Source organism: Wolbachia endosymbiont (group A) of Norellia spinipes (assembly GCF_964273535.1).
The window spans coordinates 835,050-850,358 of sequence record NZ_OZ187006.1 but is presented as its reverse complement, the minus strand read 5'-3'; the positions used below and the strand labels follow the sequence as shown (position 1 = coordinate 850,358).

Sequence of the window (15,309 nt, the reverse complement as noted above, 5' to 3'; positions counted from 1 at the left end):
ATTTTCTCCCTCTAATTAAGAAATGATTAAAGTGTTAATTGTGATAAACCCAAGTATTTGGATTTTCTACAGGAATTACGCTGCCATAATGCGGTGATTTGTAGTGTGTGGGTAGTAACCTGTGATAGACTGTAACCTTTTTGTTCTTCTCTGGATCAAGTATTTTTTGCCCAAATTCCATACCTTCAACGCAAAGTACTCCGTATTTGTTTCTTGCAGCGTTTTTGCCTTCTTTGTTGAATTTAACGTAGCCTTTGGTAGCAAGAACATCGAGACGATCACGAATAGAATGTGTACTGCCAAGACCTTCTTTATTTTCAAATGCCTGACAAAACTGATTAATTGTATAAGCATGACCCTTACGTCCTTCTGCACATATTAAGTCCAAGATGATGTCATATCTACGAGAACGTTCGGCATCTAGTTTTTCACCATAGTCTTTATTTATTAACCTTTGTGACTCAGCGTCAACTTCGTACCAATGACCATTAATTTTATCAACAAATTTTGGCATAACAGAATTTCCATTACGTAACTCAAACATCAGTTGACGATAGCTGTTCTTCTCATCAGGCCTAAACATGATCATTCCAGTGGTATAGAATCCTCGTAAGCTGCTAGCGCCACTAAAACTTTGAAATGGATCTTCTTCTAATAGTTTCTTTTGCATTTTCTTTGTATGGTGCACAAGAATAACTCCAGCATCTGGATTGATTAGAGAACGCAGTTTTTCAACTCTCTCCTGGAGAAAGAAAATCATGGCATTATTATCATTTTCGTTACCGTATTCATCAGCATCAAAAACGTTACGCAATGGATCTACCGCTATGACATCAATGGTGTTTAGGTCAAAGTTTCTTTCTGCTTCAGCTACGATATCTTTAATGCCATTTTCATTTAAAAGCAGCTTAGTCTGTGGTGTAATAACTAAATTGTTTGCAGCAAGTTTAATAAGTTCTTCACTAAGTTTCATCTGTTGCAGCCGTTCACGCATATAGTGGTAACCGATTTCAGTCTGAAGGTAGAAGATTCTTAAGGGCCTTTTTGGCACCATATCAAAAAATGGAGTTCCAGATGCCATATGAAAAAGCCAAGAAATAAGAAAGTCACTTTTTCCCACTTTAGGCGCGCCAGCAAAAACTAAAAGACCACTAGGAGTTAAAACTCTAGGAGCAATTATGTCTTCTGGCATTGGTGATTTGTCATTTAGGTACTGCAATACAGGAAATGAAGTAACGTTTTTTGTATATGGGAAAGAAACAGTTGAGGTTAAAAATCTTTTGACGTCTACTCCTTCTTTAATACAATCAGCAGCATCCCAAGCTTTTGGTTTATCTTGTGGAATTTTAAGAATAGAAAGCGATGCAACGCCTATATCTAAAAGCTTCTTTGCAACATTTTCAGCATATTTCTGACCTGAACTATCGTTGTCTGGCCATATGGTTATGTGTTTACCTTTTAGCGGAGCCCAATCTGTTTTATTTACAGGTGAATTTGCTCCAAACATCATTGTTGTGGCTGTTATGCCCTTACTGATTAAACTTTCAGCACATTTTTCACCTTCAACGAAAACAATTTTATCGGATTTAATTATACCTGGAACATTGTACAAAGGCCTTGGATCTGGAGCAGTACTACTTGAGTTTTTTACATCAAAACAGCTATATCGTTTTTTCCCTGAAGTGCTATCATAACGGTAAATTTTAGCTATTACTTGATTATTTTCATCATGATAGTCCCAACATGCTATTAAACGTTCTGAAAATTCTTCTTTATGGTTTGTTGAGTGACCAAGCCATTTTTCTATATCTTCTATGGTATCAAGAAACTTAGTCTGACTAGTAACATCCCACCAGAGATTAAGTATATCTCCGCCTTCACCAGTAGCAAAATCGTGCCATAATCCGGCTCTTTCTCCTCTTGTTTCTACTACTAAACTTTTCCCTTTATCTCCTCTAATATTACCAACATAGAACTTACCTCCGTGGAAAGTACCATTTGGTAATAAGTAGGATAAAGATGATTCTATTCTTGAGAGTAGTTCTGCTTTTATTTCTGCTGCTCTTTCAAATAAAGCTTGCTTGTCATGCATATTGTTTTCTCCTGTTAAAATAAGCTATGTTTGTTGACAAAATGTCTCTGCTACATAGCTCATGATGATGTTCTTAAAGGCTGGTAATTTAAAATACAGTTATAAATGGGTAGAGAGATGTCTCTGTACCTTTTACTATAGTAATACCGGATTTCTCATAGGTTTTTCCGGAAGAGTGGAGAAATTTTTTTCAAGCGTAAGTTGACACTGTCCATATTTACCCCAAATATTTACAATTCAGAAGACCAGGCTGCTAGGTCTTACTATAGTAAGTTCAACAAAATACAAAAACTGGTCACTTTTTAGAAAATTTTGCACAAGCTACTACCTGCGTTCTCTTATCTTTCATATGCCCCTGTAGTATATATATACGTTCAATTTCAAATTCGTCCAAAAAACTACAAAAATATATAGGCAACACTAAAAAAGTTCTCTTCTGTAGAGGTAAATGGTGATATTGAAAATTTAACTCTGCTCTCAACTTACACTCCTCAAAAAAATTACAAAATTTAATTTCATTTTAACTTTAAACAAAAAAGCCGCCTATAAGTTGCATCTGCATTATGTTGCAAAATATACTATACTTTGCTTATGAGAATAACCAAATAAGCCATCCTTTTTTCTCCTCCATAACAGATATATACTAGAAATGCAGTCCGAAATATGAATTGCTCTAAAATTTTTTTCATTACGATTTTTCTATTAAACTTTAATAGAGCTTAACACATTTACAATATACTCAGGGGAGAGATTTTCCGTCTATAAGAATTAGCCACAAAATGCTATATTAGTAAAGTTATTCATAATAATTATTTGTGAATTAAGTGCTTTAGATTCGAGATTACATAGATTTTTGGCAGTTTAAGCCATTTTAGATTGAAAAATGAAATCTCCAAAAAGGAAAAAACCCGGCTATATTAAAGGGTTAAGAGTAATTTAAGTTTGAAATTCAAAAAAACTTCTTAATTGCTTTAAAAGCTAGGATTATAGAGGGTTTTTGAGTGTAGCCCAGTTTCAGGTAAAACCTTATATATTATATATATAATATATAATAATATATAATAATAGAACATATAGGATATGTACCTTTCATAATACCTACCTAAATATTATTAACGCGCTTAAATGTTTAATTTGTTACTTTTTTAATAATAAGTTAAGCAAAAAAACATGAACTGTAATAAGTTTATTATAATATAAACCTTAAGAGAAGTTCCGCGGTGGCCATCTGCTCAACTGAAATGGTTTTCAAAAAGGCTAATATACCGTCCATTTAAATTTTTAACCGAAATATAAAAGTCATTTAAAAAATAAACTCAAGTGGCAACTAACCGGTTTTTTAAAGCCGCCTATAACCTACTCTAACTACTTACGCATACAGGTGGACCAGCTGTATTTCATGATATTAGTAGACATAAACCTAGTTATTGTAAGATAATTAAAGGCATCACTCAAAGGAAGATAAATGTGTGGCCTATTCTTCAAAGTAAGGTTTTAAGGAATAAGAAGCTGTTCTGAGTTTTGTGATTTCCAGTAAAATTGAAAAATTAGGAACAAAAACATACTATACTTAACTCACTGAATTTCTATGCTTTTAGCCACTTAGTGCATTACTTTTCCATTTCCAAAAGACTTAATGAGTCAGATCGCCCTTGTATATTGCCTACATAAAACTTATCACCACAAAAAATCCCTCTTGGCAATAGATAAGAAAGGCATGATCTGATATTTAACAGAAGCTGAGCTTTAAGTTGTTCTTTTTCTACTAACGGTGCATTTTTTCGTGGAGCTGCAGTATTAAAATCACAATAGATACCCATAAAATCTCCAATATATTTAAAGTTTAGAAATTTGGTTAAGCTGTAGCTATCCAGCGTCCGTTAACCATATTTATGAATTTTGTTGGTATTGGTTTGCCGTTTTTAAGTTCGTATATCAATTGCAGAGTATTCCTTTCTGGCCTAAATATCATTACTCCAGATGTATATAAACTTCTTAAAACATTAGCACCACTCAATGCTTGAAATGGATTCTTTTTTAACGTGGTTGTTGACACTTTTTTGGTATAATGTGTAACTATTACTCCAGCCGTAGGGTTAGTTATAGAGCGTAGTTCATCAATACCATTTTGCAAAAAAGAGATCATACTCCTATAATCAAAAAGAGAGTCTATCACTATAAGATCAACTGTTTTTACATCGAGATTTTCCGACATAATTTCTTTTATTTTTTCCACATTCAAAGTTAACTGTACTTTTTTAGTAATAACTAAGTTTTCTGTTCCTTCACCAAGGATTTTCTTGCTGATTCTTAGCTTCTGTAAGCGCTCTCTTATGTAATCATATTCCATTTCATCCTGTAGATAGAATATCTTAAGTGGCTTTGCAGGCTTCATACCAAGAAATGATACTCCAGCAGCTAAATGTACTAACATGGAAAGTAGAAAATTACTTTTTCCTATTTTGGGAGTTCCGCCTATAACCAAAAGACCGCCTGGAGTTAAAATTCTTGGGCCTATTATATCTTTTGGCATTGGTGATTTATCATTCAAGTAATGCCTTGCTGAAAACGATGTAATTTTATGTTCTGTTGTGTTTTCTTTAGTATTTAACCACTTCTTAGCGGAATTTATATCACCTTTAACTAAAGTCCAAAGATCAATAATATCACCACTAATTCCTTTAGTAAAATTACGCCAATTTCCAGCTTCTTTACCCACTATTTTAACCGTAATCATATCCCCGTCACAGTTGCCAACATAAGTCCTCTCTCGATAAAAATTACCGTTTGGAATTAGGTAAGGTACACACTCCTTAATATTATCAATCAATAATCCTTTTATTTCCTTTCTCTGCATAAAACCCCCATACATACTTTTCATACGCTTAGAGCTGAGATTAGCTAGCTCACAAACAGTTTCAAAAGACTCTGAATCAAACCATTTAATTGCTTCTTTCTTTAGCTCTGGATTTTTTCCTGCTGCATCTTTGATAGCTCTCTCAATTACAGCAATCCAGAGCTTCTCTTCGTCGTACTTCAAAATGGCAACCAATCAACTTCAGATTGTTCTGGAGTAATAACCGTAGCAATCTTGTTCTTTTCTCCATACCGATCAGCTTCAATACCAACTTTTGCAGTAAACTCTACCCCGTTAAAGTCAGCTATAGAGTTGACTTTTCTAGCAATAGCTGCTTTTTCTGAAGTGTCATTTGAATGAATGTTCCGTGCTGACTCCAAAATACTTCTAAGCATAGAACGACCAGATTCTCCCCAAGTATCTTCTCCTTCAACTCTTGCTTTGCCACTTTTAATACCAATTACTTGAAAAATCTTGCGTTTTGCATATGGACCTTCAGTGACAGTAAATTCAACGTTTAAATAGATGCTGCCAGTAGTGTAGCTTTTAGTGAACCAATTTTCATAACCTCCTGGTTTAATTGCCATTTTTACCTTGACTATTGTACCTTTTGGTATTAAATTGCTCTGCAGTTTTGCGTTATTAAAATCAGTTAAAAAATCTGATAACATATTGTCTCCTATAAATTAAGTAAAAATCAGTTACTCCATTGGTCTGCAAGCTTCCAACGACCATCTATCTTATCAACAAGCTTATTTGCTACACGTTCACCATTACGAAGCTCAAATACTATTTGACGGACAGTGCTTTCCTCATCATGAGCAAACATCACCATGCCAGTGCTATAAAATCCACGTAAAGATCCAGCACCACTTAGGCCTTGAAATGGATCTTCTTCTAACATTTTTTTGGATAGTTTTTTTGTATGGTGAGTGAGTATTATGCCCGAATCTGGATTGATAACATTTCTCAGTCTTTCAAGTGTTTTTTGCAAGAAGAATAACATAGCGCTATTGTCGTTTTCATTGCCATATTCACTTGAGTTAAAAATGTTACGAAGAGGATCGACGGCAATAATATCAGGTTTGAAACGCTCTTTGATAACATTTTTAATTTCATCTATTTCTTCACTGCTGAAAGATAATTGTACTCTTGGTGTAATGATTAAGTTATTGGCAGCTATATTCAAAAGTTCGTTATCCAGTTGAAGTTGTTGCAAACGTTCTTTCATATATTCATATTCAATTTCAGTTTGCAGATAGAAAATTTTCATAGGTTTGCTTGGAGTCATAACCAAAAATGAAACTCCAGCAGCCATGTAAACAAGCCAAGAGATCAAAAAGTCGCTTTTGCCAATCTTAGGAGGGCCACCCAGTACCAATAAGCCTCTTTTTGTTAAAATTCTTGGTGAGATTATATCTTCTGGTATTGGTGATTGATCATTCAAGTATTCTTTCACACTGAAAAAGGGAATTTTTTGACCGATATTGAAAAAGCTTTGTTCCATAATAATTATTCTCCAATTTTTAATTAAACAGCAAAGTTTTGGCTTTAATTTTCGCAAGTAATTTACCTAGATGTGGTTCCTCAACCATATTCAGGCAGCCACTGCGATCTTTAGCTGGGTATCCCCAAGTATTAATAGTCTGACAGACAAATGAACGTTTCTCTGTACCATCATCTTTCTTGATTCCAACCATGCTGATTACCTCATCAACTATCCCTGGAATCTCACTAGCAGTTTTAGCTCCTTCACATTGAGGTAGCCAAGTTGGACGATTGCAGTCATCGAGATATTGACCTAATGTGCCAACTATTATGATGTCTTTATCTCTGATATGTTGAAACTGATTGAGCCAAGCCATCATCTCTTGGGCAAGCAACCCATAAGCAGCTCTTTTATCTTCTTTTCCTGATCTATCGGAAAAAGCTTCAGGTTGCATCCTTGCCCATAATAGACATAAACGTGAAGCAACGGTTATACTATCCACAAAGATGCATCGGTATTTAGAAACTTCAGAAAGAAGATCTTTATACTTGCCAGATACATGTTCATGGTGTTTTTGACTGTATGCTTGGTCAGATTTCAGCGCAGGGTTTGGACCACCAATTAGGCAGGCAATATCCCGAGCTTGATTCCAAGTACGAACACTAATTGAATCTCCCTGCCAATCTTGAACAGCAAGCAGACCTGCTTCAAAGTCAAGACATAGTGTTGGTTCACTTATAGTCTTTAAGAGACTGGTTTTACCAATACCGTAAGGACCAAAAATTACTACTTTTATGCCTGTAGTTGTTTTCAATCTTTCATTATTGTTTAAAATTTTAAAAGTCATTTATTCACCTCAATGGTATATGTTATATATTCAGGAAAGGTAGAATTTATGTTCAATTTTTCTTTTTGCCCTTGTAGTAGATGGAAGAGAGTTTTATACGTATTTTTCTTACCATAGTATTTAAAGTAGTTCTTGATATGTTGTTCATCTTAGCAACTTCATATAAGTTAAAGTACTTGAGTTGTTCGCATATCCTCTGCATCTTTCTTGGTAGCGTTGAAATCATGTAATCTACATCAGTACGTTTTGCTACTTCATCTTCAAAAGCTTCTGTTTTCTCAATATTGATGTAGTTATTAATATTGCGTTTTATACATAGTTGTTTCTCCAATAAGTTATTGGCACGACGTTCAGTTAATCTTGCTACAAAAGTGTTAAAGCTACCTTTACTTTCATCATATCTATCAAGATAAGTCCAAATTTCACAGAAAAGTTCTTGCTCAAGATCTTCATGAGCAAAGCATTCAAAAAGTTTTAATCTCTTAGCTTGATACCGTATATTTTGAACAACTATGGCAGTTTTTAGTTTCATAACTTTTCCCTAAAACAATTAATGCTTTAAGGATGAGAACTTATAGGTGCACTTTGTAGGACAGGAGCAAAAATAAATAATACAGATGCAATTTTTAACCTATTGATATTCTATTGTTTTTTTTCGAGAATAATACAGTTCGATTTTTAAATAATACTGCAACAAAAAATTAGGCAAAAATTCATTTTTTTTGGACAAAAATTTTCCAAATCCTGAATATATATTATATAAGCCTTTCAAACTCATCACAGGTGTCAATTCTTACACAATCAGGTCGAGCAGCAATAGCAGCCAGCATAAAAGAGCAATCTATCCATCTTGCTTGGGGCAGTGGTGATGCTAATTGGGAAAGTAGTCATCAGGTCGAAAAAGTTTTTGTTGAGGGTGAAATAGCTCTAAATCACCATACTATTAAAGATGTAAGGGTTTTTACAGGACAAACAACTTATCAGCCAAGTATAGATTATATAGTTGATAGCAGTAGTGGTGTAATTAAACGTACGGGAAATAGCTCTATCAGGGCAAATAGTGCAGTTACTGTAGAATATAGTGAAAGCACACCACCAGAGCTGATAACTTCTGAAAAACTGCTCAATGAGCTTGGCAGACGTACTGCGAACGAAGTGCTCTTCTGCACAGGTGATGAGAATGGAGAGCTTTTGACCCCTTCTGGAAGGTTTAGGCCCTCAAATGTACCAACTAATAATCTCTATCTTAAATTTACTTTCGATTTCACGGACGCAGCAAATCAAGTTATCAGGGAGCTAGGAGTTATGGTTGGTACTAAAATAAAAGAAGGATTACCTGAAGGACAGAGATATTTCGAGCCAAAAGACGTGGAAAATCCTGGAATTTTGTTAGTTTTAGAACACACCGTACCACTTATCAGAACATCTGCAACTCGGGAAACTTTTTCATTTGTTGTAACTTTTTGAATTTTTCTAGCATAAAATGACTTTAAACGCCTATTATAACCGCTTTAATCCTGACAAAGAATACGAAAAAAGCTTATTTCTTGCTGGAAGAGGTCTACAGTCTGCAGAATTAAATGAGACTCAGGAGTATGCTCTTTCTAAGCTTAAAGGCATAGGTGATGCAATATTTCGTGATGGTGATGTTATAACAGGAAGCAATTGTATTATAGATAGAGAAACTGGTAAAGTTACACTTGAGTCAGGAAAAATCTATCTGCGTGGAGCAGTGAGAAAAGTAGAGGAAAAAGAGTTTGTTATTCCACTGAGTACTATAGTTCGCATAGGTGTTTATTATCTAGAATCTACCATTACAGAGCTTGAGGATGAAAACCTTCGTGATCCTGCTGTTGGTACACGTAATTATCAAGAAGTAGGCGCTGCAAGGCTTAAAGTTTCCACCACTTGGAGTTATCAAGCTGAGGGTGTGACTACTAATGCTTCAGGAGAATTTTATCCAATTTATAACATTGAAAATGGAGTATTGATAGAACATTCACCGCCACCACAAGCAAATATAGTAACTACTGCTCTTGCTCGTTATGACAAAGAAGCAAATGGTTCCTACGTTGTAAATGGCCTTGAAGTGATGTTCCTCCACAAAGAAGAAAAGGGAGAAGAAGGGGTAAAAAAAGGTAAAAAAGAAATATTTGTGATTAATGAGGGAAAAGCTCATGTTGATGGCTATGAGATTGAACTTCCTCACAGTATTCGTGTTTCTTTTGATGAAGATCCGGATATAAAATCAGTTGAATCAGAACCACATACTTTTCAGCCAAATAGCCAAAGAGTAATGGAACTGAAGGTTAATGATTTTCCAATAAGTGAAATCAAAAAAGTAGACATAACTGTTCAAAAAACTATTATTGTTACTCACGGTTCATATTCTGGAGCTATTGATCCGATACCTGACTCTGCAGTACTTGAGATTATTCAAGTTAAACAAGGCAATGTTATTTATGAAAACAGTATAGATTACAAACTAAACGCAGGAAACGTTGATTGGTCATTACCTGGTAAAGAACCAGCTCCTGGAAGTAGTTACCTGATAACCTATCGCTGCCGCACTCATATAAGCCCTGAAGATATAAGCGAAGAGGGATGTAAAGTAAGAGGTGCAGTTGATAACAGCTTGGTTCTGGTTGATTATACCTGGAAAATGCCCCGCTATGATTTAATTACTATCGATAGCAAAGGAGTGGTAAGAAGAATAAAAGGAATTTCCCACCCTTGGCGACCATCAATGCCTAGAGCGCCTAGTGGACAACTTTTGCTCTGCTACATTCATCAGACATGGAAAAAAGGCGAAGGGGTAAAAATAGTGAATAATGCTATTCATGCTGTGCCAATGAATGAACTTGAAGCAATGAAGAAGGGAATAAATGATCTTTATGCGCTGGTTGCACAGGAGCGTTTACGCAATGATGCAAATTCAAGAGAACCTACTACCAAAAAAGGAGTATTTGTTGACCCATTCTTTGATGATGATATGCGTGATCAAGGAATTTCGCAGTCTGCAGCAATAGTAAATAGAGAGCTAGTTCTGCCAATAGATGTAGAAGTTGCAGATATTGAAAAAGGTGGGGAAAGATATCTTTTGCCGTATGAACTTGAACCGGTACTGGAGCAGCTTTTACAGACTAAAGGAGAAAAGATCAATCCATACCAAGCTTTTGATCCAGTACCGGCACAAATTACTCTAAATAAAAATATAGATCACTGGACGGAGGTAAAAACAAATTGGAAAAGTCCAGTAACAAGAGTATTTAATGTTAAAGAAACGACAGAGCTGCTGTCAAGTGCTTCATACGAAACTGAATTTATGAGAGAAGCAATACAGAATTTTGAAATTGAAGGTTTTGAGCCAAATGAGAAGCTTAAAGAGATAAAATTTGACGGAATAAACATTCAACCTATAACTTAAAACTGGAAAACCAAATGTTAACAGCTAACAATCAGGGAAAATTAAAGGGAAAGGTGAAAGTACCAGCAAATATTCCAGCCGGTACTAAATTAGTGCAATTTTACGGGGATAAAGGAAGTTATGGAGAAGCAACTTATACTGGTAAAAAAACAATTACCATAGAGGAAAGAAGAAGAGTTATCGCAGCAAGAAGAGTTGATCCTTTAGCACAAACATTTACTTTAAATGAGAGCAGACACATAGGGGGTCTAGATTTATGGTTCACAAATAGCGGCAAAAAACGTGTTGTTGTGCAGATTAGAGAAACAGCAGTGGGAATGCCCTCGCAGACTGTCATTGCTGAAAGTTATATTGAGCCAAAAGATATAAAGATAGATGGCACAGCAACACGTATAGAGTGGTTACCAGTGTTTTGCCATGCAGGACAAGAGTATGCAATAGTGCTACTCACTGATGATGCAGATACTGCAGTAAAAATAGCAGAGCTTGGCAAATATGATACAGTAAATATTCGTTGGGTAACAAGTCAACCATATCAAGTAGGAGTATTACTTTCATCAAGCAATGCAAGTACCTGGACTCCACATCAGAACTTAGATTTAACGTTTCGGCTTTTGGCTGCAAAATTTAGCGAAGTTTCTCACATTATTGATCTTGGCAAGGTTACTGCAAATAACGTATCAGATTTAATTGTTTTGACGAACGTCGAAAAAGTAGCATTTGATACCAATGTGGAATTTATTTTAACAGATGAAGAAGGAAAAGAAAATTTTTTGTCTGATAATTTGCCGCTCGCACTGCGTGAAAGAATAAATGGGGAATTAACGGTAAAAGCAAGCCTAAAAGGAGGGCGAGAAAAAAGTCCAGTTCTTTATCCTGGGTTACAGCTAGTTATGGGTAATATAGGGGAAAAAGGAGATTATGTTACAAGAAGCATTACAGCAGGAGCTAACACTAAGATTACCATAACATATGATGCGCTAATACCTGGCACTGCAGACGTAAAAGCATATGTGCAGAAAAGCGTCAAAGAATGGCAGCTAGTAAATTTAACCTCGGGAAAACCAATAGGGGAAAATTGGGTAGAGAGAACTCATGTGCTAACAAACTTTAATGGTAATGAGACAAGGATAAAATTAGTTTTAAGTGGAACAGTTGTCTATCGTCCTAAAGTCAAAAATTTGCGAGTGATTATTACTTAAATCAATGCCAAATGACCAAAGCAAACGAGGATATACACTACTACATCCAGAAAATATTGCTGTGCAGGATGTTGTTCGTATCCGTACCACAATTGAGAAAATAGATGAAGATATTACCGAAAGAGAAGATGAGCATAATCAACTTAAGAGTAATTTTGAGCGGTTTAATTTTGAGACTTTTTTGAATTTTTGGGAATGAAAGAAGCAATAGAAGCGTTACATAAAAGGATAAAGGATTTAGCAGTAAGTAGCACAGCTGATCAACTGGCATATCTTGCAAAATCGCTGGAATTGATAGCAGATAAAAAAGCTATTTCCAACGTTGTGCAGATGACTGAAGTAAAAGGAATAATTGATGCACTACAAAAAAGACTTAAGGATTTAGCAGAAAACAGTACACCAGATCAATTAGCATATCTTGCTAAAGCATTGGAATCAATAGTCGACAAAAGTGCAGTTTCTGAAATTGTACAGATGACTGATGGTAAGCTAAAAGAACTTCTTGATAGTGCAAAAAAACACTTAACTGATCTGGATAATAAAAAAGCTAGTTCTTTAGCAGTGATCTCTGAATCAGAGAAGCAATTATTAAAGAGAATTGATGAAAAAGGAACAACAAATTTATCGCTACTTGATACGAGAAAGAATGCCAATATTGCAGCAATAAATAGCATTAGTAATAGTCATAAAGATGGTCTTAAAGGTTTAGTAGAAGATTTTCGTGCTGTTAATAATGTACCATCTGGCTCATCAATTATTGGGGAAATAGAAACTCGTGATAACCAATTAAAAACATCCCTGATAAATGAGGTAAAAACTCGGGATGAACAGTTAAAAGCGTCTCTTATAAATGAAATAAGAAAGCGCAACATGGTTGAACCAGGGTCATTACCTTTCTTATTTGGTGTACTTGGCAGAAAAAATAATTATTTTGGCCACGGAACTTTTACGACAGAGCTTGGAAAGTGGAGTAGTGATATAACAAAAACTGACTATATGTTACAACTACTAGCAGGTAGCCATACGTACAATACAGATTACGTTAGTTTTTATCGGCCAAGACAACTAAGTTTTATAGAGGGAAGTAAAGGAACATTTATTTACGGAGAGTTATGCACAAAAAGTTTTTCGGGTAGTTATGATGAGATATACTATTACCCGTATGCTGCACTTGGAGTAGTATTTGTAAAAAATACAACCAATGTGAACATAAATAAGACAATGGAATTTGTTGGATCATCGTATTCGAGTACGGAGTATGGGGGAGCAGGATTATTTGTGGGAACTCCTGATAACACTAATTCTAATAAATCAAGTATTTCAAAAATAGTATGGAAAAATGTTTACCAATACACGAGTTCTGATAGCAAGTTAGCCGGATCTGGTAATGTGGAGATTCCAGCAGGAAAAACAGTTGCAATATTACTTTACACATCATCTTATCTGTATTCCAGAACACAAGTTAGTCAAGGTATGCTTGCATCAAATTATGTACACAACTATGGTCAATTTATTCAGTGGGGGATTTATAACATACGTAGCAATTTTCTCACCACAGGGCTTGAGGTAGATGTGGAAAGGACGCTCAGGGGTTGGCAATGTCCAGGGTTAGAACGAACTGATCAAATATGGCAATGAGGAGGAATTTGTGACTATTTATATACGTTTTGAAAACCACAAGCAGATTGAAACAACAACACTTGAAAACAAGCCAACTGGAAATGATTGGTATGAAGCACCAAAGAATTTTGACTGGCAAAAAAGTTATTGTTTAACAGAAGGAGAGAAAATTGTTGAAAGGAATAAGGAAGATATTGAGCTGGAATTATTGGAAAATGCGAAACTTTCTGCACTTGATAGTGTGCGTTTTTATTTTAATAACTATACTAACGAATACGCTGGAAATTCTCACCAAAAAGCTAAATCGTATCAAATACAAGAAAAAGCCGCAAAAAGCATTCTAGCAGCACCAGAGTCTATAAGTAAAAAGGATACAGAAATTATAGAACCTTTAGCAAAAGTCCGTGGTATTACAGTTATTGAAATGGCAAGAATAATTGAAGAAAAAGCAAAAAAAGCAGTAAAAGAAATAATTAAATGTGAAGAGTTGGAAGACATTACCAAGAAAAAAATTGCAGAAGCCAAAAGTAAAAATGAGCTAGAGAACTTACTAAACGATTTTAAACAAAAGATACAAAGAAATGGCTGAAGAATTTTTACACGGAGTAAATGTTATTGAGGTAACCTCAGGAGCAAAGACAGTACGTACAGCTAAATCATCAGTGATAGGCGTAATTGGTACTGCTCCGGAAGCGAACGTGGAAGAATTTCCGCTAAATAAACCAGTGTTAATTGCAGGAAGCTTAAAAGAAGCAGCAAGACTTGGAAAGAGTGGCAGTTTACCTTCTGCAACAAACGGAATATTTTCCCAGATTGGTGCAACAGTAGTAGTTATTCGAGTTAAAGAAAGTGAAAACAGCGATTCAAAGCTCAAAGAAAGTGAAACTATCCAAAATATAATTGGCGGTGTTGATAAAGAGACTGGAGAGTATCAAGGGATAGAGGCATTCCTCAGTAGTGAAAGCATAGTTCATATTGCTCCAAGAATATTAATTGCACCTCAGTTTACTCATCAGTTACCTGAAATAGATGGAGTAAATCCAGTAGTGAGTGCTTTAATTTCCATAGCAGAAAAATTAAGAGCAATTATTGTTGCAGATGGACCAAATACTAATGATGAAGAAGCAATAAAATGGAGAAAAAGTGTAGGCAGCTCAAGAGTTTACGTAGTTGACCCTTGGGTTAAGGTATTTATTGAAGAAGAAATCTTGCCAGCAAGTCCATTTGTAGCAGGTTTAATAGCTAAAATAGACAGCGAGCAAGGATTTTGGCACTCACCTTCAAATAAAGAGATAAATGGTATTGTTGGCACAAGCAGGCCTATTGATTTTACGCTCGGTAATACAAATTGTAGAGCAAACCATTTAAATGAAAATGAAGTAACAACGATAATTCATCAAAATGGCTACAGGCTTTGGGGAAATAGGACATGTTCAAATGACTCAAAATGGGCTTTTTTGTCAGTGAGAAGGACTGCAGATTTAATCAACGATAGTCTACTTCGAGCTCATCTATGGGCAGTTGATCGCAATATTACCAAAACTTATATAGATGATGTGATTGAGGGGGTGAATTCCTATCTGGCAAGTTTAAAAGCACAAGGGGCGATTATTAGCGGAAAATGTTATGCAACTCCAGAACTCAACACACCGGCAAACATTGCAAGCGGGAAAGTGTATTTTGACTTCGAGTTTACACCACCATATCCAGCAGAACAGATTACTTTCAGGTCACATCTTGTGAGTGGTACAATATTATAAAAATGGGAGAAAGAG

14 protein-coding genes are annotated in these 15,309 nt (G+C 35.3%); 7 read left to right on the top strand and 7 right to left on the bottom strand.

The features are described from left to right. Window positions 1-34: 34 nt before the first annotated feature. The 7 genes from ACFZP3_RS04160 to ACFZP3_RS04130 form a co-directional block, all read right to left on the bottom strand. Window positions 35-2,092: an AAA family ATPase gene (locus tag ACFZP3_RS04160; protein ID WP_386086914.1), complete on the bottom strand. Its 2,058-nt coding sequence runs from the start codon at window positions 2,090-2,092 to the stop codon at window positions 35-37. Window positions 2,093-3,702: 1,610 nt separating this feature from the next. Beyond that, window positions 3,703-3,912, bottom strand: coding sequence for a hypothetical protein (locus ACFZP3_RS04155; protein WP_386086913.1), 210 nt, complete (start codon window positions 3,910-3,912; stop codon window positions 3,703-3,705). 35 nt (window positions 3,913-3,947) lie between these two features. Further along, on the bottom strand, window positions 3,948-5,132 hold the full coding sequence (locus tag ACFZP3_RS04150) for an AAA family ATPase (RefSeq protein ID WP_386086912.1): 1,185 nt from the start codon (window positions 5,130-5,132) through the stop codon (window positions 3,948-3,950). Beyond that, the gene (locus ACFZP3_RS04145) at window positions 5,129-5,620 is read right to left on the bottom strand and encodes a hypothetical protein (RefSeq protein WP_353277479.1); all 492 of its coding nucleotides are present in this window, start codon (window positions 5,618-5,620) and stop codon (window positions 5,129-5,131) included. Before ACFZP3_RS04145 ends, ACFZP3_RS04150 begins: the two co-directional genes overlap by 4 nt. 26 nt (window positions 5,621-5,646) lie before the next feature. After that, entirely contained in the window at window positions 5,647-6,456 is an 810-nt protein-coding gene (locus ACFZP3_RS04140) for an AAA family ATPase (RefSeq protein ID WP_386086911.1), read from the bottom strand. A gap of 19 nt (window positions 6,457-6,475) precedes the next feature. After that, entirely contained in the window at window positions 6,476-7,285 is an 810-nt protein-coding gene (locus tag ACFZP3_RS04135; RefSeq protein ID WP_264724057.1) for an ATP-binding protein, read from the bottom strand. Window positions 7,286-7,337: 52 nt separating this feature from the next. Further along, window positions 7,338-7,817, bottom strand: coding sequence for a sigma-70 family RNA polymerase sigma factor (locus ACFZP3_RS04130; protein WP_386086910.1), 480 nt, complete (start codon window positions 7,815-7,817; stop codon window positions 7,338-7,340). Window positions 7,818-8,068: 251 nt separating this feature from the next. Here ACFZP3_RS04130 and ACFZP3_RS04125 point away from each other — a divergent pair, with 251 nt between their 5' ends. From ACFZP3_RS04125 to ACFZP3_RS04095, 7 genes are read left to right on the top strand one after another with little or no spacing between them, the layout of a single operon-like run. Next, window positions 8,069-8,752, top strand: a complete 684-nt coding sequence (locus tag ACFZP3_RS04125) for a hypothetical protein (RefSeq protein WP_386086909.1) — start codon at window positions 8,069-8,071, stop codon at window positions 8,750-8,752. Between the two features lie 16 nt (window positions 8,753-8,768). After that, window positions 8,769-10,712, top strand: coding sequence for a DUF4815 domain-containing protein (locus ACFZP3_RS04120; RefSeq protein WP_386086908.1), 1,944 nt, complete (start codon window positions 8,769-8,771; stop codon window positions 10,710-10,712). A 14-nt stretch (window positions 10,713-10,726) separates the two neighbouring features. Then, window positions 10,727-11,914 carry a hypothetical protein gene (locus tag ACFZP3_RS04115; protein ID WP_265032412.1) on the top strand — a complete coding sequence of 396 codons (1,188 nt, stop codon included), beginning with the start codon at window positions 10,727-10,729 and terminating at the stop codon, window positions 11,912-11,914. 4 nt (window positions 11,915-11,918) lie between these two features. After that, window positions 11,919-12,113 carry a hypothetical protein gene (locus ACFZP3_RS04110; protein ID WP_386086907.1) on the top strand — a complete coding sequence of 65 codons (195 nt, stop codon included), beginning with the start codon at window positions 11,919-11,921 and terminating at the stop codon, window positions 12,111-12,113. Further along, window positions 12,110-13,552, top strand: coding sequence for a hypothetical protein (locus ACFZP3_RS04105; RefSeq protein ID WP_386086906.1), 1,443 nt, complete (start codon window positions 12,110-12,112; stop codon window positions 13,550-13,552). Before ACFZP3_RS04110 ends, ACFZP3_RS04105 begins: the two co-directional genes overlap by 4 nt. Before the next feature lie 10 nt (window positions 13,553-13,562). Next, entirely contained in the window at window positions 13,563-14,123 is a 561-nt protein-coding gene (locus tag ACFZP3_RS04100; protein ID WP_019236467.1) for a hypothetical protein, read from the top strand. After that, the gene (locus tag ACFZP3_RS04095; RefSeq protein WP_386086905.1) at window positions 14,116-15,294 is read left to right on the top strand and encodes a phage tail sheath subtilisin-like domain-containing protein; all 1,179 of its coding nucleotides are present in this window, start codon (window positions 14,116-14,118) and stop codon (window positions 15,292-15,294) included. Before ACFZP3_RS04100 ends, ACFZP3_RS04095 begins: the two co-directional genes overlap by 8 nt. The last annotated feature ends 15 nt before the right edge of the window (window positions 15,295-15,309 follow it).

Coding starts and splice junctions, on each gene's coding strand:
- ACFZP3_RS04120 (WP_386086908.1), top strand. CDS start 8,769: ATGACTTTAAACGCCTATTATAACCGCTTTAATCCTGACAAAGAATAC.
- ACFZP3_RS04135 (WP_264724057.1), bottom strand. CDS start 7,285: ATGACTTTTAAAATTTTAAACAATAATGAAAGATTGAAAACAACTACA.
- ACFZP3_RS04140 (WP_386086911.1), bottom strand. CDS start 6,456: ATGGAACAAAGCTTTTTCAATATCGGTCAAAAAATTCCCTTTTTCAGT.
- ACFZP3_RS04105 (WP_386086906.1), top strand. CDS start 12,110: ATGAAAGAAGCAATAGAAGCGTTACATAAAAGGATAAAGGATTTAGCA.
- ACFZP3_RS04095 (WP_386086905.1), top strand. CDS start 14,116: ATGGCTGAAGAATTTTTACACGGAGTAAATGTTATTGAGGTAACCTCA.
- ACFZP3_RS04160 (WP_386086914.1), bottom strand. CDS start 2,092: ATGCATGACAAGCAAGCTTTATTTGAAAGAGCAGCAGAAATAAAAGCA.
- ACFZP3_RS04110 (WP_386086907.1), top strand. CDS start 11,919: ATGCCAAATGACCAAAGCAAACGAGGATATACACTACTACATCCAGAA.
- ACFZP3_RS04115 (WP_265032412.1), top strand. CDS start 10,727: ATGTTAACAGCTAACAATCAGGGAAAATTAAAGGGAAAGGTGAAAGTA.
- ACFZP3_RS04155 (WP_386086913.1), bottom strand. CDS start 3,912: ATGGGTATCTATTGTGATTTTAATACTGCAGCTCCACGAAAAAATGCA.
- ACFZP3_RS04130 (WP_386086910.1), bottom strand. CDS start 7,817: ATGAAACTAAAAACTGCCATAGTTGTTCAAAATATACGGTATCAAGCT.
- ACFZP3_RS04145 (WP_353277479.1), bottom strand. CDS start 5,620: ATGTTATCAGATTTTTTAACTGATTTTAATAACGCAAAACTGCAGAGC.